Source organism: Streptococcus mitis SK597 (assembly GCF_000148545.1).
Classification (GTDB): Bacteria; Bacillota; Bacilli; order Lactobacillales; family Streptococcaceae; genus Streptococcus; species Streptococcus mitis_C.
On sequence record NZ_AEDV01000003.1, the window covers coordinates 1 to 21,593 of the forward strand.

Here is a 21,593-nt window from a genome sequence, read left to right on the forward strand (position 1 = left end):
AGACTTTTTAATGTTTAAAATGGCAATTCCTCCTCTTCCAAAACCAAATCTGCCAAATCTTGGCCTGCATTATTTTCACGCATGGCACGTTGGGCACGACTTTCCAAGAGTTGGAATCCTGTGACAAGTACTTCGGTCACGTAGTTCATCTGGCCATTTTTCTCAAAGCGACGGGTACGAAGTTCTCCATCCACAGAGATAAGACTACCTTTTGTTGCGTAGCTGGCCAAGGTTTCTGCTAGTCTGCCCCATAGGACAATGTTTACAAAATCAGCTTCGCGTTCACCATTTTGGTCTTTGTAACGACGATTCACAGCAATGGTTGCTCGCGCAACTGACTTGTCATTGTTGGTTTTGTGCAATTCTGGTGTAGACGTCAAGCGTCCGATTAAGATAACTTTATTATACATATTTTTTCCTCCTACTTATCTATTCGTAGGAAATCAAAAAAAGTTACAGAAATTTGTAACTTTTCGAGGAAATTTTTTAGTTTTTATGAACCATGAAACCTGTCGCCTGTTGATTGGCCATAATGGTCATATCTGTAATCTGCACACGGCGAGGTTGACTGGTCACATAGACTACTGTGTCTGCAATATCCTGAGCCTGCAAGGCTTCTATTCCTTGGTAAACGGACGCAGCTCTCTCTTTATCACCATGAAAACGTACCGTCGAAAAATCTGTTTCAACAATTCCAGGCTGAATGGTCGTCACCTTGATATCCGTTGCGATGGTATCAATTCGCAGTCCATCTGAAAATGTCTTAACTGCCGCCTTGGTAGCTGAGTAAACAGCGGCACCAGCATAGGCATAAATTCCTGCAGTTGACCCCATATTGATGATATGTCCTTGATTGGCTTTTACCATTGCTGGCAAGAAACAGCGAGTAACTGCCATTAAACCTTTGACATTGGTATCCTGCATGGTCAGCATATCCAATTCTTCATAGTCCTGATAAGGTGCCAAACCTAGAGCCAAGCCTGCGTTATTGACCAAGATATCAATCTGCCCTATCGTTTCTAGAATATCGGAGCAGACAGTCTTGACCATGGTCATATCCGTAACATCTAGCGGAAAGGTCCAAACTGTTTGATTTGGAAAGACTTCTGCAAACTCCGCCTTAAGAGCTTCTAGTCTGTCTGTCCGTCGTCCTGTTAGAACGACATTCTCACCCTGCTCCAGATAAGCACGCGCAATCGCTTCACCGATTCCTGATGTCGCTCCTGTAATCACTACATTTTTTGCCATCTTATTTCCTTCTAGCTGGTCTATCAGATACTAACAACTTCTTAGGCAGTCCAGTGTTTAGCTGGATCAAATGGAGTTCCAACAACTTGGTCTTCTGATAATTCAATAATACCACGTTTTTGCGGAGCGTTTGGCAGATGCAATTCACGAGGACTGCACATCATGCCAAAACTCTTTTCACCACGAAGTTCACCTGGGAAAATGAGATTCCCTTTTGGCATCATAGCTCCAGGAAGAGCTACAATGGTTTTCAACCCAAGACGCGCATTAGGAGCCCCTGCAACGATTTGCACTGTCTTGTCACTTGCAACTGCAACTTGGCAGATGTTGAGGTGGTCACTATCTGGATGGGCTACCATCTCAACAATTTCACCGACAACAAACTTAGGCTCTTTGTCATTAACAATTGCTTCTGTAAAACCTTCCGCCTGCAATTCTTGGTTCAAACGAGCTACTTGCTCATCTGATAAAAAGACTTGACCGCGCTCTTCAATTTCAAACAAACTTGAAACTTCAAAAATATTCCAAGCAACTGTTTCTCCATTATCTTTGAGAAAAACACGGGCTACCTTGCCCTTGCGTTCTACATCCAGTTTGGCATCTCCGCTGTTTTTCACGATGACCATAAGGACATCACCGACATGTTCTTTGTTATATGTAAAAATCATTGTTTCCTTTTCTCCTATTTCAGTCCTGCTAAAAAGTCGTTAATTTGTTGCTTGCTTTTACGGTCGCGATTGACAAAACGGCCTATTTCCTTATCCTTTTCTAGAACAACAAGGCTAGGAATGCCGTAAACATCCCAGAGTTTGGCCAAATCCATATACTGGTCTCGGTCCACACGAATAAAGGTGAACTCTGGATTGGTCTCCTCAATTTCTGGTAAGGCAGGATAGATATAACGACAATCGCCACACCAATCCGCCACAAAAAGAAAGACCTTCTTGCCATCCTTTTCAACTAAAGATGCCAATTCTTCTAAACTTGCTGGTTGTATCATAAAACTTCCTCCTCATAGACTAGGTCTTCATTTTCATAGACAAAGGTATAATGACGGCCATCCTCAAAAATCACGCCCCCAACCAAGCTCTCCAGACTACTTTCATAAACTTGAACATAGAGGGTCGCAATTTCCCCCATGTCTGAAAAATAGTCTCGCACAATCGCTGTCAACTCTTCCTGAGTCTTCATGAGCTTGCGGTCATCTGCAACTTTTTTCGTAGCAAGGGCAAGGCTTCCAATACCAAGCAGAGCCAGACCTGCCATCCACATTTTTTTAGCTTTCATACCATTCATTTTAACACAAAAAAGGCTTTAGGACAAATGAGGAAACAGCAAAAAAGCAAGTAAAAAGCCTCTTCCTTTAAGGAAAAGGGCTTCTTATTCTTATTGCCAGGCACCTGAGTTGCCAACGTAGTAACCATCAGGTGTGTAGGTATTGCGAAGCATCTTACCTGATGAAGCTAGATAATACCACTTGCCATTATCTTTGACCCAATCATTCGCTAGTATGGCACCAGAAGAACTTACATAATACCATTCTCCCTTGTCATAAACCCAAGTGCTTGCTTTCATGGCTCCTGAAGTTGATAAATAGTACCACTTGCCTTGGTCGTAAAGCCAATCACTAGCAATCATAGCTCCTGATGATTTAAAGGCATACCAGTTGCCACCTTGATAAAGCCAAGTTTGATTGAACATGACCCCTTTATCATTCATAAAGTACCAAGTTCCCTTGTCCTTAATCCAAGCATTTTGAACTAGTTGGCCTTGTTTTTGATAGTACCAGTTTTGGTTTGATTTTAGCCAACTTTCTGCTTTTACAATCGGATAAAGTTCTTTGAAAGATCCTCCATCATATTTGTGACTGATAGATTTTAGTTTTTCAAGTTTCAACTCGCCATTATCATAGTCTGCCCAAGCATATACTTTTTGACCATTGACAGTCTCTGGTAGGGTAGCAGTGTAAGTCTTGGTTTGATAGTCCCATTTTGTATCAAGGTAGGTGTATTGATCACTTGATTCTTCAATACGATAGTAACCTCTCTTTCCACTATCATTATGAATATCATCCACAACTTTCGTTGACCAGGTCTTTACTTCGTTGTCGCTCTTAGCCTCGACCTTGATGTCTCCTCTATAGCCATATGGAACATAGAAATTCAGGTAACGCCCTTCTATACCAATCATAGACTTGTCCTTTTCTTGACCTAGAAAATTGACTGTCTGATCTTGACCATCGAGACTAACCGTCCACTCGATTTTCTCGGTTTTTGGCAAATCCAAGACTTTGATATCCACTTCATGACCATTATTAAATCGGAGAATCTTGTCATCTTGATACTGTACTCCACACTTAACAACCCATTCTTCTTTAAGCTCAAATGCCTGCCCTGAATGTGGAAAAGCCAGTAAAGCTAGACCAGCTAGAGACAAACCAAATAATGTGATTTTTTTCATTGTAAATCCCCCTTATCTTTCATTATGTTAATTATATCACTATGTTTTTATTTTGCAAATCTTATCCTAAATATGCTAGTAAAAAACCTCTGAGATTCTTCTCAAAGGTTCTGATTTTGCTAATTGCTATTCTCAACTGCTGCAGTGACAAAGGCAGTGTAGAGTTCTTCTGGGCGGTTTGGACGACTTGACAGTTCAGGATGATACTGACACGCTACAAAGAATTTATTTTCTGGAATTTCCACAATTTCGACCAAACGATTGTCTGGAGAAACACCTGAGAAAACAAAGCCTGCTGCCTCAAATTGCTCACGGAAGGCATTGTTAAACTCATAGCGGTGACGGTGACGGCGTTGCACCACTTCTTGATTGTGATAAGCAGCCGCAGCCTTAGAGCCACGTTTCAACTTAGATGGATAAAGTCCCAAGCGAAGGGTTCCTCCCATATCCTCAACATCAATTTGATCACGCATGATATCAATGATAGGGTATTTTGTTTCTGGTGCAAGCTCTGCAGAATTGGCACCTTCGAGTCCTAAAACGTGACGAGCAAACTCAATACAAGTCAGCTGCATGCCCAAGCAGACACCCAACATAGGAACATCATTTTCACGCGCATAGCGGATGGCTTGGATTTTCCCTTCCGTACCACGTTGACCAAAACCACCTGGTACGATGATTCCGTCCGCATCAGACAAGAGCTCTGCCACATTCTCTGCTGTCACATCATTGGCATTGACCCAATTAATTTTAACTTCTGCGTCGTTGGCATAACCAGAGTGTTTCAAGGCTTCAACCACAGAAATGTAGGCATCTTGCAACTCAACATACTTACCGACAAGGGAAATCTTGACTTGTTTCTTGAGGTTCATGACCTTGTCAACCATAGCTGACCACTCTGTCATATCCGCTACTGGTGCGTCTAATTTCAAATGGTCACAGACAATTTGATCCATACCTTGAGCCTGCAAGTTCAATGGAATTTGGTAAAGGTGTTCAACATCCAACGATTCGATAACGGCTTCTGGTGCCACATCACAGAACTGTGCTAGTTTGTTTTTAATTCCTTGACCAGCTGGCTCTTCTGTACGAATAACCAACATATTTGGCTGGATTCCCAATCCACGCAATTCTTTTACAGAGTGTTGAGTTGGTTTGGTTTTCATTTCACCAGCAGCCTTGAGGTAAGGAAGCAAGGTTGTATGGATGTACATAACATTATCCGCACCTACATCTGCCTTCATCTGACGAAGTGCCTCTAGGAATGGCAAGGACTCGATATCCCCAACAGTTCCACCGACCTCTGTGATAATGACATCAGAATCAGTCGTTAGAGCGGCACGCTTGATTTTTTCTTTCAAAGCATCTGTGATATGAGGAATGACCTGAACAGTTGCCCCAAGGTATTCTCCACGACGTTCCTTACGAAGAACTTCACTGTAAATTTTACCAGTTGTCACGTTGGAATATTTATTGAGATTAATATCGATGAAACGTTCATAGTGACCCAAGTCCAAATCTGTCTCAGCTCCGTCATCTGTCACAAAAACTTCCCCGTGCTGATAAGGACTCATGGTTCCCGGATCGATATTGATATAAGGGTCAAACTTTTGAATGGTTACCTTGAGACCACGATTTTTCAAGAGACGGCCTAGACTCGCTGCCACAATCCCTTTCCCAATAGACGATACCACACCACCAGTTACAAAAATATATTTCGTAGACATAGATTCCTCTTTCTAAAATGCTCAAGGCCTTGCTAACTAAGAGGGGACATAGAAAACAAGACCCTACTAATAAGAATAATCTGGGACGACTGCACCAGATTCACAACTAAAATACAAGAAGATAACTTCTTGAAAAAACAAAAATAGCTCCCTAAGAACTAGGGAGCCCCGACCTCTAAAAGAGGTGCCCGAACAATATGATACCTAAAAATAGGATAATTGTCAATAGCTAACTTTTATTCCTCGATGTTTTCAGTATCATCATCTGAAAACTCGTCGTCTTCTTCGTTGAGATCCACGTCTTCACCCAAGTCATCAGGAGCGATTTCGTTGATTTCTGCATCGTAAGCTTCCACTTCGTTTTTCTCATCATCTGGATTTTCGTCATCGTATGAAAGAGCTGGATCTGCTTCGTATGCATCTTCGTCTTCCGGATCATCTGCATTATAGTCAATGGCATCTGAATCACCATCCATGAAGGCATTGACACGTTTTTTCTTAGCTTTTGGTGCTACTTCATCGTCGTCATTTTCTTCAAGAGCGATGATTTCTTCGTCGATTTCGTCCACACCATACCATGAACGAAGCCCCCATTTGTTGTCTCCAAGTGAGATGAAGCTACCGTCAAAGTTCAACTCTGTGTAGAACAAAGGCAAGGCTTCACGGATATCGCTGTTTGATGTTCCAAGGTAGTTTTGAATTTCGTTTACAAGATCGCTAAAATGCATCTCATGGTCGCGACCACGAAGTTCCAAGATAGCACGCGCTACCTCAATCATAGATAGTTCACTTTTTTCTTGCCCAGCAAATACTTCTAATTCCAAAGCGTTTCTCCTCATTTATACTACTATCGCCAGAGCAAACAGACTCTGACCTCATTTTATCATTTACTCTTTATTTTACGATAATTTTGCAGAATAGTCAAAGGTTAAGGGAGAGAAAGTGGCAGGACTTTTATTTCTTCGCTACCCAGCCGATGGTGTCGTGAGGTGGGTTGGTACGGGCACGAATTGACTGAGCTTGCTGTGTAGTAAGCTGATTTCTAAAATATTGAACCTTTATAACGTGAAACTATACCAACTAAGATTGCTTTCAGCATTTAAGATTGAAGAAAAAATTCATTTTAGACAATTTTCTTCAATCTTTTACTAGAGAAAGTTAAAAAATTTTAAAAATAACATTACATCAACTCTTTTTAACATTTTATCAGATCAAAAACTTTGTGAATTCACCAATTCACAAAAATTATTTATACAACTATAAATATGATCTCTATATTTTTCTATATCAGCCACTGTCAAGTTTTTACCATTCTCTTCAAAAGAAATATTTCCATGTGCTAAACTATTTCTCATATCTTTAATAGACTTTAACGATCCACCGTAATCTGAAAACTGTGATTCCTCAAAAGGTACTCCATGTTTATATAAGATTTCCTTAATAGTTCGTACATCAGCATTCCCAGATAAGGAAAAATCTTTCTCAAAATCTAATGAGATAAAAAATTCTTGATTAATAGAATTTTCAATCATTTCAAATACATCCGAAACAATAGTATTTTCTTTTATATTTTTAACCTTACTTGAAATCCACAATTTTCTTAATTCTAAAATCACTTCAGAGTATGAACAGGTTGATGTATTGAATTTGTTATAGAAATCACTCATAGTTTTTCTAACAGCAGCTTCCACATAATTATATAGCATAATTACGACATTTGATTTCATAGCTTTAAAAATAGCTTCTGCTTCATTATGTTGAACAATTTCAACTTTAAAGCTATAGCAGTCATCAAAAGGAACTCCAACAAACGTTCGTTCAATACTCTTTAAAAAAACAATAAAACGATCTACCTCGATTTTTAAATTATCCATATTAATCACTCTGAAGCGAAATTTCCTGTCAATAGGAAATTTTTAACACCATAAATTCGGTCTATAACTTTACTTCTGTTATTTGCTGCATCTGTTGTTGTCCAACTCACAAAGTCATCACTAGATAACATATCTATAATTTTATCTCTGGTAATAGCCTTCTCTAACTCAGGATTATCTCTTAAAGCAAGATTAACACCTATCGCTATAGCTTCAAATCTAACACGAGGTGTTTGATTTCTATCTTCTTTTTGAAATCCTCTATCAAAATATTTCTGAACGAATTTCATCGTCTTGTTAAACTCTGCTTTGAAATGTTCTTCTTTGTTTTCATCCCAAGATTCACCTTCTTTTGCAATGTAACGATCAACAAAATTTGTCACATGACCATCATATGATTCCAAATCATTACTATATGCAAAAAAACGACTAATTAATTCAATATCCATTTTCCTATTAATTGCACTTGTTGAAAGGTTTGTATTTTCTATAAATATCGGATCACTCTTAAGTTCTTTTATAAGTCTCATGAGAGGATTATCACTTTCTCTCCCTGCCCTAACTTCGCTTGAATTTGCACGAAGAGAACTTGTATTTAATCTATCAAACAAATCTTTACGAACTTCATTTGGGGTAGACTCTTTTAAAACAATAATTCTTAATGATTTAGCCCTTAGCCTATTTTTTTCTGAATTTGGTAAATCTTCAAAAGAACAATTATTCAGCTTAGTAAGTTTTCTAAGATGTTCCAACTCAAAATCATCATTTAAAAATTCAGTGAGTGTTGAAATTCGTTGTAAACCATCAATAATTTCTAATTTACCTTCAGGAGTATCAGCTAAAAAAATTAGAGGAATAGGATAATCTAAAATCAAGGATTCAATAAATCGTGATTTGTACAAAAGACTCCAAAGCGATTCTTCACGTTGATAATCCGGCGTAAATATTCTTGAATCATTTTCGTATAGCGAAACAATAAATTCAACAGGATAATCTCGTGTATCATAATTCAAATCGTTTTTTAATTCTAAAATTTGTCTTTCAATTTCTATTTTATTTTCTTCGTTAAATAAATCAAGTTGCTTTTTCATAGTACACTTCCAAATGTTTCTTTATACTTACTCCAATCACTTCACCTAACTTTGGAGGCACAGCATTGCCAATTTGCATTGCGATCCTCTGCGTGGAAAATGAGTCTACATCATTGATAAATTGATAAGTTCTTGGAAAACTTTGTAAAATAGCTCCTTCCCTAAGACTAAGCGCTCTGTCTTGTTCTGGATGTCCAAATCTACCATTTCCATAACCTGGGAATTGAGTCGTTATTGTAGAGGATGGTTTATCCCACTCTAATCTACCATATACAGAACCATAAGTTGCACCACTCTCTTTTTTAAAACATTCTGGTAATAAAGAATTATCCCAGTCTCTCCATGTCCCTCCTGGTTTAGAACTACGAATTCGACTTAAATTAATATCAGATAGATTTCGAGCTGTATGCAACAAATCTAAAGGATCAGTCTCACCAGCATTTAACTTTGGCAGATCTCCTATCGCCTGTCTAACAGTCGGGTAATCCTTTGTGCCCAACTCTTCTACAAAGGAAATTTCTCCAAATTTAGATGCTAAAAGTAATAAACGTTTTCTATTTTGGGGAATGCCATAAGCAGGGGCAAAAGCAATCTTCCAATTTACTTTATATCCTTCAGTTTCGAGTAATACTAAAAAATTTTTAAAGACAGTTTCTTTAGCTAATTGTGGTACATTTTCCATTGAAACAATATCTGGCTTTACCAATTTAACTTGCTTTCCAAAGTAGTCTAGTAAATCCATCTTTTGAATTGTATTTTCATTATTTCTATATTTGTGACTATATGTCGAAAAGGGTTGACAAGGAGCACATCCAATCAATACTTTTATGTCAGTATCTGGTGGATATAATCCCAATATTTCATTGTCTTCAATTTCCCTTACATCTTTAAAAATAAATTTAGCACCATTATTGTACTCGTAGGCAAATTTACTTTTTTCATCAATATCATAACCAGCAACAACATTGATACCCGCCTGCTGAATACCGTACGTTAGACCGCCTATACCACAAAATAAATCAACTGCATTTATTTTCATATCGGCCTCCTATTGCTTTTTATTTTTATCTTTATATTTTACCATAAATCAACTAAAAAAGCAGTTCTGATATTAGTTTAATTTATCAGAATCTGCTTATTGTTTCCTTATCCCACCAACTTCTTCATCTCATCAATACGTGCGACAGTCGCATCGTATTTAGCTTGGTAGTCGGCTTGTTTGTCGCGTTCTTTTTGGACGACTTCTGGTTTGGCGTTGGCTACGAAGCGTTCGTTAGAGAGCTTCTTGCCGACCATGTCCAGTTCTTTTTGCCATTTAGCCAGTTCCTTGTCGAGACGAGCGAGTTCTTCTTCGACATTGAGGAGGTCTGCGAGAGGCAAGTAGATTTCTGCTCCTGTGATGACGCTTGACATAGCCAGTTCAGGCGCAGGGATGGTTGATGCAATTTCCAAATGTTCTGGATTTGTGAATCGTTTGATGTAGTTGACATTGCTGTTAAAGAAGGCTTCCAAGTCGCTATCGCTTGTCTTAACAAGGATGGTGATTGGCTTGCTTGGTGCTACGTTTACTTCCGCACGCGCATTACGAACAGCACGGATCAAGTCTTTGAGGCTTTCGACACCTGTGTGGGCCGCAAGGTCTTCAAAGGCTGGGTTGACAGTTGGGTATGCAGCTGTAACGATAGAGCCTTCTGAGATTTGTCCAAAGATTTCCTCTGTCACGAATGGCATGATTGGGTGGAGGAGACGAAGGATCTTGTCCAAAGTGTAAAGGAGAACAGAACGTGTGATAACTTTCTCTTCTTCATTGTCGCTATAAAGGACTTCCTTGGTCAATTCAACGTACCAGTCCGCAAACTCGTCCCAGATGAAGTTGTAAAGGATATGTCCAGCGACACCAAACTCAAACTTGTCAAAGTTGGCAGTAGCTTTTCCGATGGTTTCATTGAGGTTGTGAAGAATCCAGCGGTCTGTGACATTCCCAGCTTCCTTGTTAACAACTTTTTCCACATTGGCAGTTGCTTGCTCAAGGGTCAAGCCTTCATTGTTCATGAGGATGTAGCGAGAGATGTTCCAGATCTTGTTAATGAAGTTCCATGAAGAATCCATTTTCTCGTAAGAGAAGCGCACGTCTTGACCTGGTGCAGAACCGTTTGAAAGGAACCAACGAAGGCTATCTGTTCCGTACTTATCAATAACATCCATTGGATCAATCCCGTTACCGAGAGATTTGGACATCTTGCGTCCTTGCTCATCACGAATGAGACCATGAATCAAGGCATTTTTGAATGGCGATTTGCCAGTAAATTCCAAACCTTGGAAAATCATTCGAGATACCCAGAACGGGATAATATCATAACCAGTCACCAAAGTTGATGTTGGATAATAACGTTTGAAGTCTTCTGAGTCGACATCCGGCCAGCCCATGGTAGAGAATGGCCAAAGAGCCGAACTGAACCACGTATCCAAGACATCTTCGTCCTGAGTCCATCCTTCACCTTCTGGAGCTTCTTCGCCGACATATATTTCACCCTCAGCATTGTACCAAGCAGGGATTTGGTGACCCCACCAGAGCTGACGAGAGATTACCCAGTCGTGGACATTTTCCATCCATTGGAGGAAGGTATCGTTGAAACGAGGTGGGTAGAATTCGACCTTATCATCTGTATCTTGATTGGCAATAGCATTTTTCGCCAATTGATCCATCTTGACGAACCACTGCGTAGACAAGCGTGGTTCAACCACAACACCTGTACGCTCTGAGTGACCAACACTGTGGACACGTTTTTCGATTTTAACGAGGGCACCGATTTCTTCCAACTTAGCAACGACTGCCTTACGAGCTTCAAAACGGTCCATGCCTGCAAATTCAAAGGCCAAGTCATTCATAGTTCCGTCGTCGTTCATAACGTTAACTTGTGGCAAGTTATGGCGTTGACCAACCAAGAAGTCGTTTGGATCGTGAGCAGGTGTGATTTTAACAACACCAGTACCAAATTCAGGATCTGCGTGTTCGTCTCCAACGATTGGGATCAGTTTATTAGCGATTGGAAGGATGACGTTTTTACCAATCAAGTCCTTGTAGCGTGGGTCTTCTGGATTGACCGCAACGGCAACGTCCCCAAACATAGTCTCAGGACGAGTTGTCGCAACTTCAAGGGCGCGTGAGCCGTCTTCCAGCATATAATTCATGTGGTAGAAGGCACCTTCAACGTCCTTGTGGATAACCTCGATATCAGAAAGAGCTGTGCGCGCTGCTGGGTCCCAGTTGATGATAAACTCACCACGGTAGATCCAGCCTTTCTTATAAAGGTCCACAAAGACCTTGCGAACAGCTTTTGACAAGCCTTCATCAAGAGTGAAACGCTCGCGAGAGTAGTCGACAGAGAGCCCCATCTTGCCCCATTGTTCCTTGATAGTAGTGGCATATTCGTCTTTCCATTCCCAGACCTTATCGAGGAATTTCTCACGACCTAGGTCATAGCGGCTGATGCCCTCACCACGCAAGCGCTCCTCTACCTTAGCCTGAGTGGCAATCCCCGCGTGGTCCATTCCCGGAAGCCAAAGCGTATCGAAACCTTGCATGCGTTTTTGACGGATAATAATATCCTGTAAAGTCGTATCCCAAGCGTGACCAAGGTGAAGCTTACCAGTTACGTTTGGTGGTGGAATCACGATTGAATAAGGCTTTGCCTTTTGATCTCCTGAAGGCTTGAAAACATCAGCGTCAAGCCATTTTTGGTAACGACCAGCCTCAACCTCGGCTGGATTGTATTTAGGTGAAAGTTCTTTAGACATGTGTTTGTCCTTTCTCTATTGTATTCATTTTATCTTGAATCTGCTTAGCAGCTTCTTCTGCAGACAAATTCGTATTATTTATTTTAAAGTAGTGGTGCAACTCATTCGGTTGATGTTGGGAATTTAATTGAAGGGGCTCAGTGGTCTCTAAAATTTCTCTTTCAGATACCTCAATATGTCGTTTTAAGGGTTTGTGCTTTAATCGATTCTCCGTTCGATTTCGATGTAAGCGCTCCTCAAGACCTGTTTCCAACTCCACAAACAGAATCTCTTGATGATAGTCATTCAACAAATCCTGAATTTGCTTTAAATACATCAGCTGGTACTGATTTGAAAAATCAATTACGTCAGTTAAAATTACTGATCTCTGATTTCTTGCACTTGCTCCAAGGAAAGAAAAGGTGATTCCACGAACAAATTCCCACATTTCCTCTGTAAAGTCCTGATAGATTTCTAATGCAAAATCGATGGCTTGATGGTTATAAAAGAGGGTAGCATCTGTCAGTCGAGATAACTCTTGACCAATCGTCATTTTCCCAGAAGCCGGAGCCCCAATGATGAAAAGATGCATCAAATCACCTCCCACTCACTCTTCAGCAAGCCATATCTCAAATCATCACAGCGGTTCCCTTGAACATCTTTACGGTCTCGGATACGAGCTTCGAGGGTAAATCCAAGTTTTTCTGCAACTCGTTTACTTTGGACATTATAACCAAAACAAGTCAATTCAATCTTGTGAAGGTTCAATTCTTTAAAAGCCAGGTTAATCAAGGCACTCGTTGCTTCGGGCACATAGCCTCGACCCCAATAATCGGGGTGCAAGGTGTAGCCAATCTCCAGTACATCATCTTCGTAGCGACGGGGGAAATCGACAGAACCAATGATTGTATCCGTTCCTTTGACCACAATACCGTAACCTGCTGGGAGATTTTCCTTTTGATTGCGCTCGGGAAGGATATGCTCTAGGTAATAAATCTCATCTTCCAAGGTCTTGACGGGTGGAAAACCTGCTGGGTAAGAGACTTCTGGACGACTAGCATAGTCAAAGATATCCTCAGCATCCGGCACGGTACGGACTCGTAAAACAAGACGTTCTGTTTCCAAGCGTTCATCATCCAAAACAAAACCTTTGATGATAAATTCTTTCAAAGTCTTGGTTGCCCAAATTCTAAATTGAGTAGCCTTACTGGAATTTACTCGATAACCAACTGAAATGATAGCATCCAGATTGTAATATTCAAGTTCACGCCTGACAGCTCTATTCCCCTCTTGTTGAACCTGTGCAAATTTTGCACAAGTTGACACCTTATCCAACTCACCACTATCATAAATATTTTTTAAGTGCTTTGTAATGACACTTCGTTCAACTCCAAAGAGCTCTGCAAGACCTTTTTGAGTCAACCAAAGATTTTCATCTTGTAAAAGGATATCTAGCTGAACATGGCCATTTGGTGTAGTATACAGGATGAAATTAGAAATTTCATTCAAGACAATTTCACCTCCTCCCTTCCATAAACAATTACTTCTCTTTCTTAAACTTTATGCCGTTTTCCTTCAGCTTTTTAACGGTTACAGGACCAATCCCTTTCAAAGCGAGAACTTCTTTTTCAGTCCATTTTTTGAAATCTGAAGATGTACGAATCCCATTTTCAACAAAGATGTGAACAAGATCCATCCGAATTCCCTTCATTTTTTCCTCATTCATAAAGGAATGCCAATCGGATACCTCGGATAAATTTCTTATCATACCAGAATGATTCGAAAATACTGGTTTACGGCGGAATTTTTTGGATTCGTTTGTTAAAAATTTCGTTAAAATAATATTTTCTAGTAAATAATCAAACAAAGGATACAAACTAGCTTGTAACGATTCAACTGAATTTGGACAATAGCATTCTTGGTCTTCTATATCTATAACTTTGAATTGCCAATCTTCCTCTATAAAGAATTCAACAGCTTCATCATTGATTTCCACTAATTTTGCAAATAGCTGACTTGCTTCCTCAATTTTTCCTTGAGAAAAAGCAGAGATGATGGCATGAATAAGAATGGTATCGTCCCGTTTCCCTTTATTTAATTCTTCACGATAGAAACGTTCAACCTTTAGTTCCTGACCAGTAATATGATACAAGGAAAGCATACAGAAGACAAAATTAGGAGGAAAACGGTCTGGTCGCTTACTCAAATATAGGTTAATCAATTCTATAGCCTTAGAATTGAAGTTCTCCTTCATATAATACTCAATCAGAAACATCAGAGCAGACAGGATAGGGCGGGCTTCAAAATAATTCCAACTATTGTAGCCATTCATTTTCCATTTTTCTAAAACTAGAATTTCAAAATCCAATACTTTTTTAAAGGTTGACAAATCAAAACTTTCAACCTCGGATAAGAATAAATGAAAATCAGCAGCAAAATAATCTGGATTTATTTTTAAAACTTGTTTTAACAGTTTATTTCGCTTCTGTGTATTTGGAGTATGCATAGCTTCTCTAAATAAAGCATGATCCTGATTCCAATCAAAAGTCCTATTTTTCAGTTGGTAATTGATTAGCTGAACATCGGGATACTCTCCGTGTTCATCAGCATATTGCATCACTGCTGTATGCAGTTCATCGAAATTTTGAATAGTCCGACGTTCTACAAAAGTTGGATTTTGGGCCATGATTTCTGTCCAAGCAGCCTCTTCTTCAGAAATAACTTTGATATCCAACTTTTGCTGGCGTTTTAATTCTTTTTTTCTATTTTTCTTTTTAGCCATCTATTTTCTCCTCTAACTCATTCTTCAATAGATCAAACTCTACCTCTGCTGTATTGGATATTCTTACGACCTCGGATACAGGCTTGAACGGGAATCTAAGCTTCTTTGTGATTCGTTTACTTTGAAGGTTGTAGAAAAGTGTGTCAAAATCTTATATGCATTTTTACGGACGCAAGGTTGTATCACAAGCGTGACCAAGGTGGAGTTTACAAGTAATGTTTGATGGTGAGAATCATGATCGAAAAAGGTTTAAACTTTTGATCGCCTGAAGGCTTGAAAACATTCGCTTCAAGTCATTTTGGGTAAAGAGCAACTTCAACCTAGGATGGAGAGTATTTAGGTTAAAGTTGTTTCATTTTAGTTCTCCTTTTATTATTCTATTCTTTTCGGTTTCACATTTCGAATAGGATAGATTTAACAATCTCATCTCCTCATCAGTACAATTAAACATTACACAAGTAACATTTGACATGTCTAGACACTTATCATATGTATCCTTTGGGAAAGCGATACATAATAGGTCTAATCTATCATCTTGGTAATTAGATTTATAATCTATTGCATCTTTAAACTCAACAGAGATATATGACCATCCTTTATACTCTTTATTTCTAGAGAGTGGAAAATATTTTTCTATTATATAATTTGATAACTCATATACTTTCTTGTCATGTTCCCCATCTCCACTAGACTTAGATGAAAAAATTTCATTTAAAACTTTTGTTGTTTGTAATCCATAATCTTGTAATTCTTTCGGAAATCGTACATTGCAAAAGGGATTTACTTGAATGGGCAATATTTTAAAATTGTCTTTTGCATTATATATAAACAACGCAAACTTATCTGTTTGTTTTTTTATACCAACTTCTTCTATTGCTACTCTGTCAAGTACTGATGTATAAAATACAGACTCTTTCTCGGTATTCAATCTTTGTAAACTAGAATTAGGATTGATAAAACGCCAAGTATTTGGATCAAAATCTATTTTTAGGTTACCATTTTCATCAACTAGAGGAATAGCTCTATAAAATTCAGCATTTTTATTAACCCCTAAAGCTTTATGATTGTTTTGGATATAAGAACCAAATTCATCAATGCTAATGATTTTATCAATAAATTCTTTGAGTTCATTAAAAGTATAATTTGATTCATTTTTTATAAAGGAAAGAACCTTTTTTACTAAAATCTCAATTTCAATCTCATCTCGTCTCAGTAAGCTCTTCTGCAACACTGACTGAAGTGATTCATCTGTTGTATATGCTGGAGTAATTGCTGCGATGGTTCCATTACTAAATTTCTGTAGTTTAAACGGATGAATTATTTGAGCACCATTTTGAATAGGAATATGTGCAAAGTAAGTCTCTCCTTCTTTAATATCCACCTTACACTCTATCGAGGGAGAATTTGCTTCTCTCACTTGATGCCTTAATTCTTTTTTTCTATTCTTCTTTTTAGCCATCTATTTCACTCCCCCACTCACTCCTCAGCAAGCCATATATCAGACTGTCACAGCGGATTCCTTGGGCATCTTTGCGGTCTCGGATGCGAGCTTCCAGAGTAAAGCCAAGTTTCTCTGCGACTCGTTGACTTTGGGTATTGTAACCAAAGCAAGAGAGTTCAATCTTGTGAAGACCTAGTTCTCTAAAAGCTATGTCAATCAAGGCACGCGCTGCTTCTGGCACATAACCTCGTCCCCAATAGTCTGGGTGCAAGGTGTAGCCAATCTCCAGTACATCGTCTTCGTGCCGATGGTTGAAATCAACAGAGCCGATGACTTTATCGGTTCCTTTGACGACAATTCCGTAGCCAGCTGGGAGATTTTCCTTTTGATTGCGTTCGGGAAGGATATGCTCTAGATAGTAAACCTCATCTTCCAAGGTCTTGACTGGAGGAAAGCCTGCTGGGTAAGAAACTTCTGGACGACTAGCATAGTCAAAGATATCCTCAGCAAGCCGCCACTGTACGGACTCGCAAGACCAGACGCTCCGTCTCGATTCTTTCTGGTAACTCAGCTCTTGTCATCCTTCTTCCTCGCTTTTTTGATGAAGCTCCCCTTAATATCTACACGCTTGTCCAGATAACGATAGACGCGCTGATATCCATCTCCCATGAAATAGGTTGGGGCAAACAGTTCATTTCTAAAATGTCCCTTTTCATCCAAAAGTTCTGGGTCAACAAGTCGCTCAACAATCTTAGCGAAAATATGACAAATTCCCTCTTCCTCAACAATCCTATCTACCTGACAATCCAAAACGACTGGACAATCCTCTAAAATCGGTGCCTCAGTTCGTTCAGAAATTTCATAATGCACTCCCAAACGTTCCAATTTCTCCTGATGACTGATAAAACCAGCCTGCTCCATCTCGAGCATGAGATTTTCATCAGGGATATTCACAGTAAATTTTTGATAATGTTTAATTTGCTCTGCGACATTCTCTCTCGCAACGACTCCAATCACAATCCAATCTCCTAGACTATAAGAGGAACTACAGGTCGTGATGTTATAGCCAAAATTCTGATCTTGATATCCTAAAATAAAAACAGGAAAGCCATAGTATAGTTTATTAGTTTTAAATGATTGTTTCATAACAACCTCCTTTGACTAAGACACAAAAGAAAAGCCCTGCCATCTACATGACAGGGACGAATGTATTTATCCGCGGTACCACCCAATTTCGGGCAGTTGCCCGCAACTTTGTTTATTTCATTTTCATCCATTAGCAACCAGTTTTGACACATTTGTGGACTTCTCAGCTCTGCCACTTTCTGTAAAATGTGGAATTCAAAACACCTCTAATGGCTCTATTGTAGCAAGATTTTGACGGAAATGCAAGGCACAAGAAAGATTACTTGAACTTGATGCCATTTTCCTTCAATTTCTTGATGGTAGCTGGGCCGATTCCTTTCAAGGCAAGGAGTTCTTTTTCAGTCCAGTTTTTGAAATCTGAAGCAGACTTGATGCCTTCATCATAGAAAGTTTTGGCACGATCAAGTGGAAGTCCACCCAAGTTTGCTGCAAAATCTTCTACAGAATTGGCTACTTTTTGAGCTTGCTCTTTGGTAGCTTCTACTGCTTGTTCAACTTTTTTAGAAACAGCCTTACCAGCTTGGCTTGCTGACTGTTCTGCACGTTTTACGACTTTCTTTGTCTCTTCTACAACCTTAGTCACAGTACTTGAAAAGGCACCTGCGCGACGGAGGCTATTTCGTAATTGTTTTTTACGATTGAGTTTCTTTGACATGATAAAATCCTTTCAATAAAAAACCCCTGCTCTGACAAGGATTTAATATAAATATTCTATCAAGATTTTAGTAAAAAATCAAGAATCTATCTCATTTAATAATTTCGCTCACCGAATAAGCCATCTGGCAAATCATGGAATCCCTTGCCTGCCTTGAAGTTTTCAAATTTGCCAAGCAAGAACTGATAAGCATCCAAGCGGCTTTCGTAGCGAATCATGGCATCTTTGGCACGCTCGTCTTGGTCTTCTTCGTAGACTTTTTGGCTTTCCTTGTGCGCCATGTCATTGATCATAATCTGGGTATTGACCCAGGCTTCAAATTCCTTCATAAATTCTTGTTCGTAACTCATTTTTTCTCCTTATTCTAATCCACGGAAATAGTCCGTGTCAATCTCACGGTAGGGTTGAATATCCTGAACATACTCCAGCACTCCTTGGAATTTTCCCTCTTCATCGTGCACTGCTGCGTAGGTGATGTGGACAAACTTACCTCGTGACTCAGATTTGAACCACATTTCATACTTGTCTTTGCTTCCCTCACGAAGCCCCTTCATGATGGTTTTGACCTTGTCCAAGTACTTAGGCGGATGACAAAGTTCGACATTGCGCCCAACTTGGGCCGGCGTCCGTTTGAAAATCATCTCATCAGCTGGCGTATTGTCGTTGTAATATTGGAAAATATCGTCTTTATTGACAAAGGTAATCTCCATGGGGAGGTGATTGAGGATCAGATTGGCCTGCTCGACCGATAGATAGCCATTGCCAAAAGCCTGTTGACTATGACGGTCCAGCGCTGTTTCCTTTTTCTTAGGGGCAAAGGTAATGGTAAACTGACCTTCTGGCGTATCGATAACTTGCTGAACTTGACCCTCTGCCGTATCTAGCTGTACAGGCTCCCCTACACTCTTTTCCTCAACAAAACTCTGGCGTTCTGGCACCCATTTCTCAGACGGACGGATGATGGCATAACCATAAGCATCGCTCTCCTCCGCAATCTGAAGCCAGTCATCCTGAGTAAAGGACTCAAGGAGAATCATGAGAAGGATGGACTCTTCCTTGAAAATCATACTTTCAAACTCTGTCGCAAAAGCTTCAAAATCTTCCTTTACAGTAGAAATCGGCACTTCTGGTAATGACTTGGCTGTATCTAGAGCTTTTTGAAAGAGTTCTCTGATCTGGTCATCCACTCCCCACATGACCTTAGGAGGTGAATCGTGTCCATAGCGCTCCATGATAGGAAAGAAGAGTTCTTCCTTGCGCTGGTAGTGGATGTCAAATTGACCCACAAGTCCCATCTGACGCACCAAGCCCTTGCGCATCTCCACCAGCATTTCTTCATCTTCCATAGACTCGTAGGTATCTAACAATCTACGAATGCGAATCAAGGCAGCACGGAGAGCCAGATTTTCATCCTTGAAGACGCGAACTGGGTGTCCTGGGTGCTCGGTATCTGCAACTTCGACATCCTTAACAGCATTTTTAAAAAGGTTAGCATGGACATCACAGAGCTCCATAACATCTTCAAAGGTGACACCTGAGTCTGAGTTCATCAGCTCGTGCTCCATGAGGGAAATCTCGATGGCTGAAACACCCGTAAAAGTCGCATCAAAGCGCTCCTGAACTGACTCAGGAGAGGCGCCATTATGCAATTCTAACAAAATATCCCGTAGGACATGAATTCGTTCATCTGCCATTAGTCTAACCCAATCACTTCATAGCCGTTTGCTTCCAGCGTGCGGACAATCTTGTCCATAGGAGTTCCTTCAAGCTTAGAACCCTGCTTAAGCGATACTTTGCGACCGACTGTATTACGCATCAAGGGATTGGCAAGGGGTTTAAAACCCAGCTCTACTAGGATTTCCAAGACTTCTGGATGCTTGTCCACCACTTCTGCAACGGGAATTGACACATCGATGATATTGTCCATGACGACCTCCATTATCGTTTATAAATGATATTATTTATTTTATTATACCATAAGGAAAGAGATTAAAAAACTAGCAGTACAAGACTTGCTAGTTCCCCACGACTTGGATTACTATCTAAATAAGTTTAAAGAGCCAATCCAATATCTTAAATACCATCTTGTAAAACAGCAATTGAATTGCAAAATAGATGATCATCCACAGGAATTTCACAATTCCAATAATCGGTTTAATAAAAATAATGGCAAGAAGTCCCCAGAAAAATTTCATTCTCTCTCCTCTGGCTTGATGAGCCACCGAGCCGTATCCATTAGCTTGTCTGCAATAAAGAGTTTCCCCAGACCGACAACGACATTGTCATCTTTCTTTATCGTTTTCATTACTTTTACACCTTGCATGGTCAAAAAGTAATTCCCATAAGTTTTAGCTAGAATTTTTATGAGTCCCATATTACTCTCCTTCGAGGATTTCAGCCTCTTTTCGGATTGTTTCAACATCTTCTTGATATTGAACTTCACTATAGTTGACCAGCTTGGATAATTCTTTCTGCAAGCTTTCCCCCATCGGTTTCATAGTTGCAAAGGTTAAACCACCTGAAATGATACCACCCAAGATAGGAATGAATTTTCCCATTCCTTTGGCCAGACCTCCCTTGGTCAGATTCACACCAAATATTTTTAAGACTTTTTTCAAAATAGGGTACCAAAGCGTCTTTGTTAACGCTTTATTAGGTACTGTTTTCATTACCTGTTTGGCAATTGTTATACCACCTGCACGTAGCAAAGCAGCGGTTCCATTTACCCCCAACATTACACCTAGATAAAGCAAGAGGGTATTTTGAGCATCTTCACTCAACTCCTCGCGTGAAGCCCAAAGATCCTCATATCCATAAATATAACCTAATTCTTGAGCTAATTTTAAAGAAAAAGCATAAAATTGAGCTACATCCGCTGGTATGGTGATTGCCATGGCAAGTCCACCTGGTAATCCAGCAACAACAGACGTTCCACTCGCTAATAAAACATTATCCCTAATACAGGCATTAGCCACTCGATCTAAGGTTTCTTGAGATAAGAGGGACGTTGGGCCTTGTTCTAATAAGGTAGGAATATCCTGTGGATCCAATTCTTTGGAAAACTTATCCACTAAAAATTTCGAACGATCAACCTTAACAACAGGTAGTTTTACCACTTGTTGTAATACTTGCATAGCTAAGTCTTGTTCAGCCATATACAAACTCCTTTTACTTCTGTAAGTTATATTCTATGATAGCATACTCTTTTAAAGTATGTTTCAAATTCCCCTCAAAAATTTTCAAAAAATCCTTAGCAACTTATTTGTTAAAGATTTTTAATAGTCTTTGTAGAGACAGCTCGAATATTCAACTCCTACCTTTACAACATGATATTCTATCTGTGAACGATAGTCTATTATTGTTTCACCTAAAATGTTCCTTGAATACACACT

At 39.6% G+C, this 21,593-nt stretch carries 24 protein-coding genes and 2 pseudogenes; all 26 read right to left on the minus strand.

The window, feature by feature from the left end:
• Positions 1–14: 14 nt before the first annotated feature.
• Positions 15–410 (minus strand): single-stranded DNA-binding protein, encoded by a 396-nt coding sequence (locus tag SMSK597_RS03665; protein ID WP_000282434.1) that lies wholly within the window; start codon positions 408–410, stop codon positions 15–17.
• Positions 411–486: 76 nt separating this feature from the next.
• Positions 487–1,248 carry an SDR family NAD(P)-dependent oxidoreductase gene (locus SMSK597_RS03670; RefSeq protein ID WP_001107779.1) on the minus strand — a complete coding sequence of 254 codons (762 nt, stop codon included), beginning with the start codon at positions 1,246–1,248 and terminating at the stop codon, positions 487–489.
• 41 nt (positions 1,249–1,289) lie between these two features.
• Positions 1,290–1,916 carry a YtpR family tRNA-binding protein gene (gene ytpR / locus SMSK597_RS03675; protein ID WP_000578288.1) on the minus strand — a complete coding sequence of 209 codons (627 nt, stop codon included), beginning with the start codon at positions 1,914–1,916 and terminating at the stop codon, positions 1,290–1,292.
• A gap of 14 nt (positions 1,917–1,930) precedes the next feature.
• A complete protein-coding gene (locus SMSK597_RS03680; protein WP_000615777.1) occupies positions 1,931–2,248 on the minus strand; it encodes a thioredoxin family protein in 318 nt (105 codons plus the stop codon).
• Positions 2,245–2,544 carry a DUF4651 domain-containing protein gene (locus SMSK597_RS03685; RefSeq protein WP_004237301.1) on the minus strand — a complete coding sequence of 100 codons (300 nt, stop codon included), beginning with the start codon at positions 2,542–2,544 and terminating at the stop codon, positions 2,245–2,247. The genes SMSK597_RS03680 and SMSK597_RS03685 overlap by 4 nt, the downstream gene beginning before the upstream one ends.
• 90 nt (positions 2,545–2,634) lie before the next feature.
• On the minus strand, positions 2,635–3,708 hold the full coding sequence (locus SMSK597_RS03690; protein ID WP_000724444.1) for an N-acetylmuramoyl-L-alanine amidase family protein: 1,074 nt from the start codon (positions 3,706–3,708) through the stop codon (positions 2,635–2,637).
• A gap of 119 nt (positions 3,709–3,827) precedes the next feature.
• The gene (locus tag SMSK597_RS03695) at positions 3,828–5,435 is read right to left on the minus strand and encodes a CTP synthase (protein WP_000105248.1); all 1,608 of its coding nucleotides are present in this window, start codon (positions 5,433–5,435) and stop codon (positions 3,828–3,830) included.
• A gap of 236 nt (positions 5,436–5,671) precedes the next feature.
• The gene (gene rpoE, locus SMSK597_RS03700) at positions 5,672–6,259 is read right to left on the minus strand and encodes a DNA-directed RNA polymerase subunit delta (RefSeq protein ID WP_000418409.1); all 588 of its coding nucleotides are present in this window, start codon (positions 6,257–6,259) and stop codon (positions 5,672–5,674) included.
• A gap of 387 nt (positions 6,260–6,646) precedes the next feature.
• Positions 6,647–7,309 carry an MAE_28990/MAE_18760 family HEPN-like nuclease gene (locus SMSK597_RS03705; protein ID WP_000369344.1) on the minus strand — a complete coding sequence of 221 codons (663 nt, stop codon included), beginning with the start codon at positions 7,307–7,309 and terminating at the stop codon, positions 6,647–6,649.
• A 5-nt stretch (positions 7,310–7,314) separates the two neighbouring features.
• A complete protein-coding gene (locus tag SMSK597_RS0101905) occupies positions 7,315–8,400 on the minus strand; it encodes a DUF262 domain-containing protein (protein ID WP_000744348.1) in 1,086 nt (361 codons plus the stop codon).
• Entirely contained in the window at positions 8,384–9,439 is a 1,056-nt protein-coding gene (locus SMSK597_RS03710; RefSeq protein WP_000700043.1) for a DNA cytosine methyltransferase, read from the minus strand. Before SMSK597_RS03710 ends, SMSK597_RS0101905 begins: the two co-directional genes overlap by 17 nt.
• A gap of 107 nt (positions 9,440–9,546) precedes the next feature.
• Positions 9,547–12,198 (minus strand): valine--tRNA ligase, encoded by a 2,652-nt coding sequence (locus SMSK597_RS03715; RefSeq protein WP_000032147.1) that lies wholly within the window; start codon positions 12,196–12,198, stop codon positions 9,547–9,549.
• Positions 12,191–12,769, minus strand: coding sequence for a DEAD/DEAH box helicase family protein (locus tag SMSK597_RS03720; RefSeq protein WP_000550019.1), 579 nt, complete (start codon positions 12,767–12,769; stop codon positions 12,191–12,193). Before SMSK597_RS03720 ends, SMSK597_RS03715 begins: the two co-directional genes overlap by 8 nt.
• The gene (rhuM, locus tag SMSK597_RS13640; protein ID WP_080551599.1) at positions 12,769–13,503 is read right to left on the minus strand and encodes a RhuM family protein; all 735 of its coding nucleotides are present in this window, start codon (positions 13,501–13,503) and stop codon (positions 12,769–12,771) included. The genes SMSK597_RS03720 and rhuM overlap by 1 nt, the downstream gene beginning before the upstream one ends.
• 214 nt (positions 13,504–13,717) lie before the next feature.
• Positions 13,718–14,959 (minus strand): helix-hairpin-helix domain-containing protein, encoded by a 1,242-nt coding sequence (locus tag SMSK597_RS03730; RefSeq protein ID WP_001085120.1) that lies wholly within the window; start codon positions 14,957–14,959, stop codon positions 13,718–13,720.
• 169 nt (positions 14,960–15,128) lie between these two features.
• A pseudogene (locus tag SMSK597_RS13685) lies at positions 15,129–15,252 on the minus strand (class I tRNA ligase family protein); the annotation flags it as partial.
• A 59-nt stretch (positions 15,253–15,311) separates the two neighbouring features.
• Positions 15,312–16,418: a hypothetical protein gene (locus SMSK597_RS03735; RefSeq protein WP_001085121.1), complete on the minus strand. Its 1,107-nt coding sequence runs from the start codon at positions 16,416–16,418 to the stop codon at positions 15,312–15,314.
• Positions 16,411–16,981 (minus strand): annotated as a pseudogene (locus SMSK597_RS03740) (GNAT family N-acetyltransferase). The gene SMSK597_RS03735 and the pseudogene SMSK597_RS03740 overlap by 8 nt, the downstream one beginning before the upstream one ends.
• The gene (locus tag SMSK597_RS0101915) at positions 16,968–17,546 is read right to left on the minus strand and encodes a flavin reductase family protein (protein ID WP_000813802.1); all 579 of its coding nucleotides are present in this window, start codon (positions 17,544–17,546) and stop codon (positions 16,968–16,970) included. The pseudogene SMSK597_RS03740 and the gene SMSK597_RS0101915 overlap by 14 nt, the downstream one beginning before the upstream one ends.
• A gap of 259 nt (positions 17,547–17,805) precedes the next feature.
• Positions 17,806–18,201 (minus strand): helix-hairpin-helix domain-containing protein, encoded by a 396-nt coding sequence (locus SMSK597_RS03745; RefSeq protein WP_000038635.1) that lies wholly within the window; start codon positions 18,199–18,201, stop codon positions 17,806–17,808.
• Between the two features lie 95 nt (positions 18,202–18,296).
• Positions 18,297–18,551, minus strand: coding sequence for a DUF1912 family protein (locus SMSK597_RS03750; protein WP_000119706.1), 255 nt, complete (start codon positions 18,549–18,551; stop codon positions 18,297–18,299).
• A gap of 9 nt (positions 18,552–18,560) precedes the next feature.
• Positions 18,561–19,895, minus strand: a complete 1,335-nt coding sequence (locus tag SMSK597_RS03755; protein ID WP_000752900.1) for a DUF438 domain-containing protein — start codon at positions 19,893–19,895, stop codon at positions 18,561–18,563.
• On the minus strand, positions 19,895–20,128 hold the full coding sequence (locus tag SMSK597_RS03760; protein WP_000368739.1) for a DUF1858 domain-containing protein: 234 nt from the start codon (positions 20,126–20,128) through the stop codon (positions 19,895–19,897). The genes SMSK597_RS03755 and SMSK597_RS03760 overlap by 1 nt, the downstream gene beginning before the upstream one ends.
• 115 nt (positions 20,129–20,243) lie before the next feature.
• Positions 20,244–20,396, minus strand: a complete 153-nt coding sequence (locus tag SMSK597_RS13505; RefSeq protein ID WP_000668199.1) for a hypothetical protein — start codon at positions 20,394–20,396, stop codon at positions 20,244–20,246.
• Positions 20,393–20,575, minus strand: a complete 183-nt coding sequence (locus tag SMSK597_RS03765) for a hypothetical protein (protein ID WP_000522924.1) — start codon at positions 20,573–20,575, stop codon at positions 20,393–20,395. The genes SMSK597_RS13505 and SMSK597_RS03765 overlap by 4 nt, the downstream gene beginning before the upstream one ends.
• Position 20,576: 1 nt before the next feature.
• Positions 20,577–21,356 (minus strand): hypothetical protein, encoded by a 780-nt coding sequence (locus SMSK597_RS03770; protein WP_000840393.1) that lies wholly within the window; start codon positions 21,354–21,356, stop codon positions 20,577–20,579.
• Positions 21,357–21,593 lie beyond the last annotated feature (237 nt).

Coding starts and splice junctions, on each gene's coding strand:
- SMSK597_RS03665 (WP_000282434.1), bottom strand. CDS start 410: ATGTATAATAAAGTTATCTTAATCGGACGCTTGACGTCTACACCAGAA.
- SMSK597_RS03695 (WP_000105248.1), bottom strand. CDS start 5,435: ATGTCTACGAAATATATTTTTGTAACTGGTGGTGTGGTATCGTCTATT.
- SMSK597_RS03770 (WP_000840393.1), bottom strand. CDS start 21,356: ATGGCTGAACAAGACTTAGCTATGCAAGTATTACAACAAGTGGTAAAA.
- SMSK597_RS13505 (WP_000668199.1), bottom strand. CDS start 20,396: ATGAAATTTTTCTGGGGACTTCTTGCCATTATTTTTATTAAACCGATT.
- SMSK597_RS03760 (WP_000368739.1), bottom strand. CDS start 20,128: ATGGACAATATCATCGATGTGTCAATTCCCGTTGCAGAAGTGGTGGAC.
- ytpR (WP_000578288.1), bottom strand. CDS start 1,916: ATGATTTTTACATATAACAAAGAACATGTCGGTGATGTCCTTATGGTC.
- SMSK597_RS03745 (WP_000038635.1), bottom strand. CDS start 18,201: ATGTCAAAGAAACTCAATCGTAAAAAACAATTACGAAATAGCCTCCGT.
- SMSK597_RS03710 (WP_000700043.1), bottom strand. CDS start 9,439: ATGAAAATAAATGCAGTTGATTTATTTTGTGGTATAGGCGGTCTAACG.
- SMSK597_RS0101905 (WP_000744348.1), bottom strand. CDS start 8,400: ATGAAAAAGCAACTTGATTTATTTAACGAAGAAAATAAAATAGAAATT.
- SMSK597_RS03730 (WP_001085120.1), bottom strand. CDS start 14,959: ATGGCTAAAAAGAAAAATAGAAAAAAAGAATTAAAACGCCAGCAAAAG.
- SMSK597_RS0101915 (WP_000813802.1), bottom strand. CDS start 17,546: ATGAAACAATCATTTAAAACTAATAAACTATACTATGGCTTTCCTGTT.
- SMSK597_RS03685 (WP_004237301.1), bottom strand. CDS start 2,544: ATGAATGGTATGAAAGCTAAAAAAATGTGGATGGCAGGTCTGGCTCTG.
- SMSK597_RS03750 (WP_000119706.1), bottom strand. CDS start 18,551: ATGAGTTACGAACAAGAATTTATGAAGGAATTTGAAGCCTGGGTCAAT.
- SMSK597_RS03765 (WP_000522924.1), bottom strand. CDS start 20,575: ATGGGACTCATAAAAATTCTAGCTAAAACTTATGGGAATTACTTTTTG.
- SMSK597_RS03715 (WP_000032147.1), bottom strand. CDS start 12,198: ATGTCTAAAGAACTTTCACCTAAATACAATCCAGCCGAGGTTGAGGCT.
- SMSK597_RS03690 (WP_000724444.1), bottom strand. CDS start 3,708: ATGAAAAAAATCACATTATTTGGTTTGTCTCTAGCTGGTCTAGCTTTA.
- SMSK597_RS03680 (WP_000615777.1), bottom strand. CDS start 2,248: ATGATACAACCAGCAAGTTTAGAAGAATTGGCATCTTTAGTTGAAAAG.
- SMSK597_RS03720 (WP_000550019.1), bottom strand. CDS start 12,769: ATGCATCTTTTCATCATTGGGGCTCCGGCTTCTGGGAAAATGACGATT.
- SMSK597_RS03755 (WP_000752900.1), bottom strand. CDS start 19,895: ATGGCAGATGAACGAATTCATGTCCTACGGGATATTTTGTTAGAATTG.
- SMSK597_RS03705 (WP_000369344.1), bottom strand. CDS start 7,309: ATGGATAATTTAAAAATCGAGGTAGATCGTTTTATTGTTTTTTTAAAG.
- SMSK597_RS03670 (WP_001107779.1), bottom strand. CDS start 1,248: ATGGCAAAAAATGTAGTGATTACAGGAGCGACATCAGGAATCGGTGAA.
- SMSK597_RS03735 (WP_001085121.1), bottom strand. CDS start 16,418: ATGGCTAAAAAGAAGAATAGAAAAAAAGAATTAAGGCATCAAGTGAGA.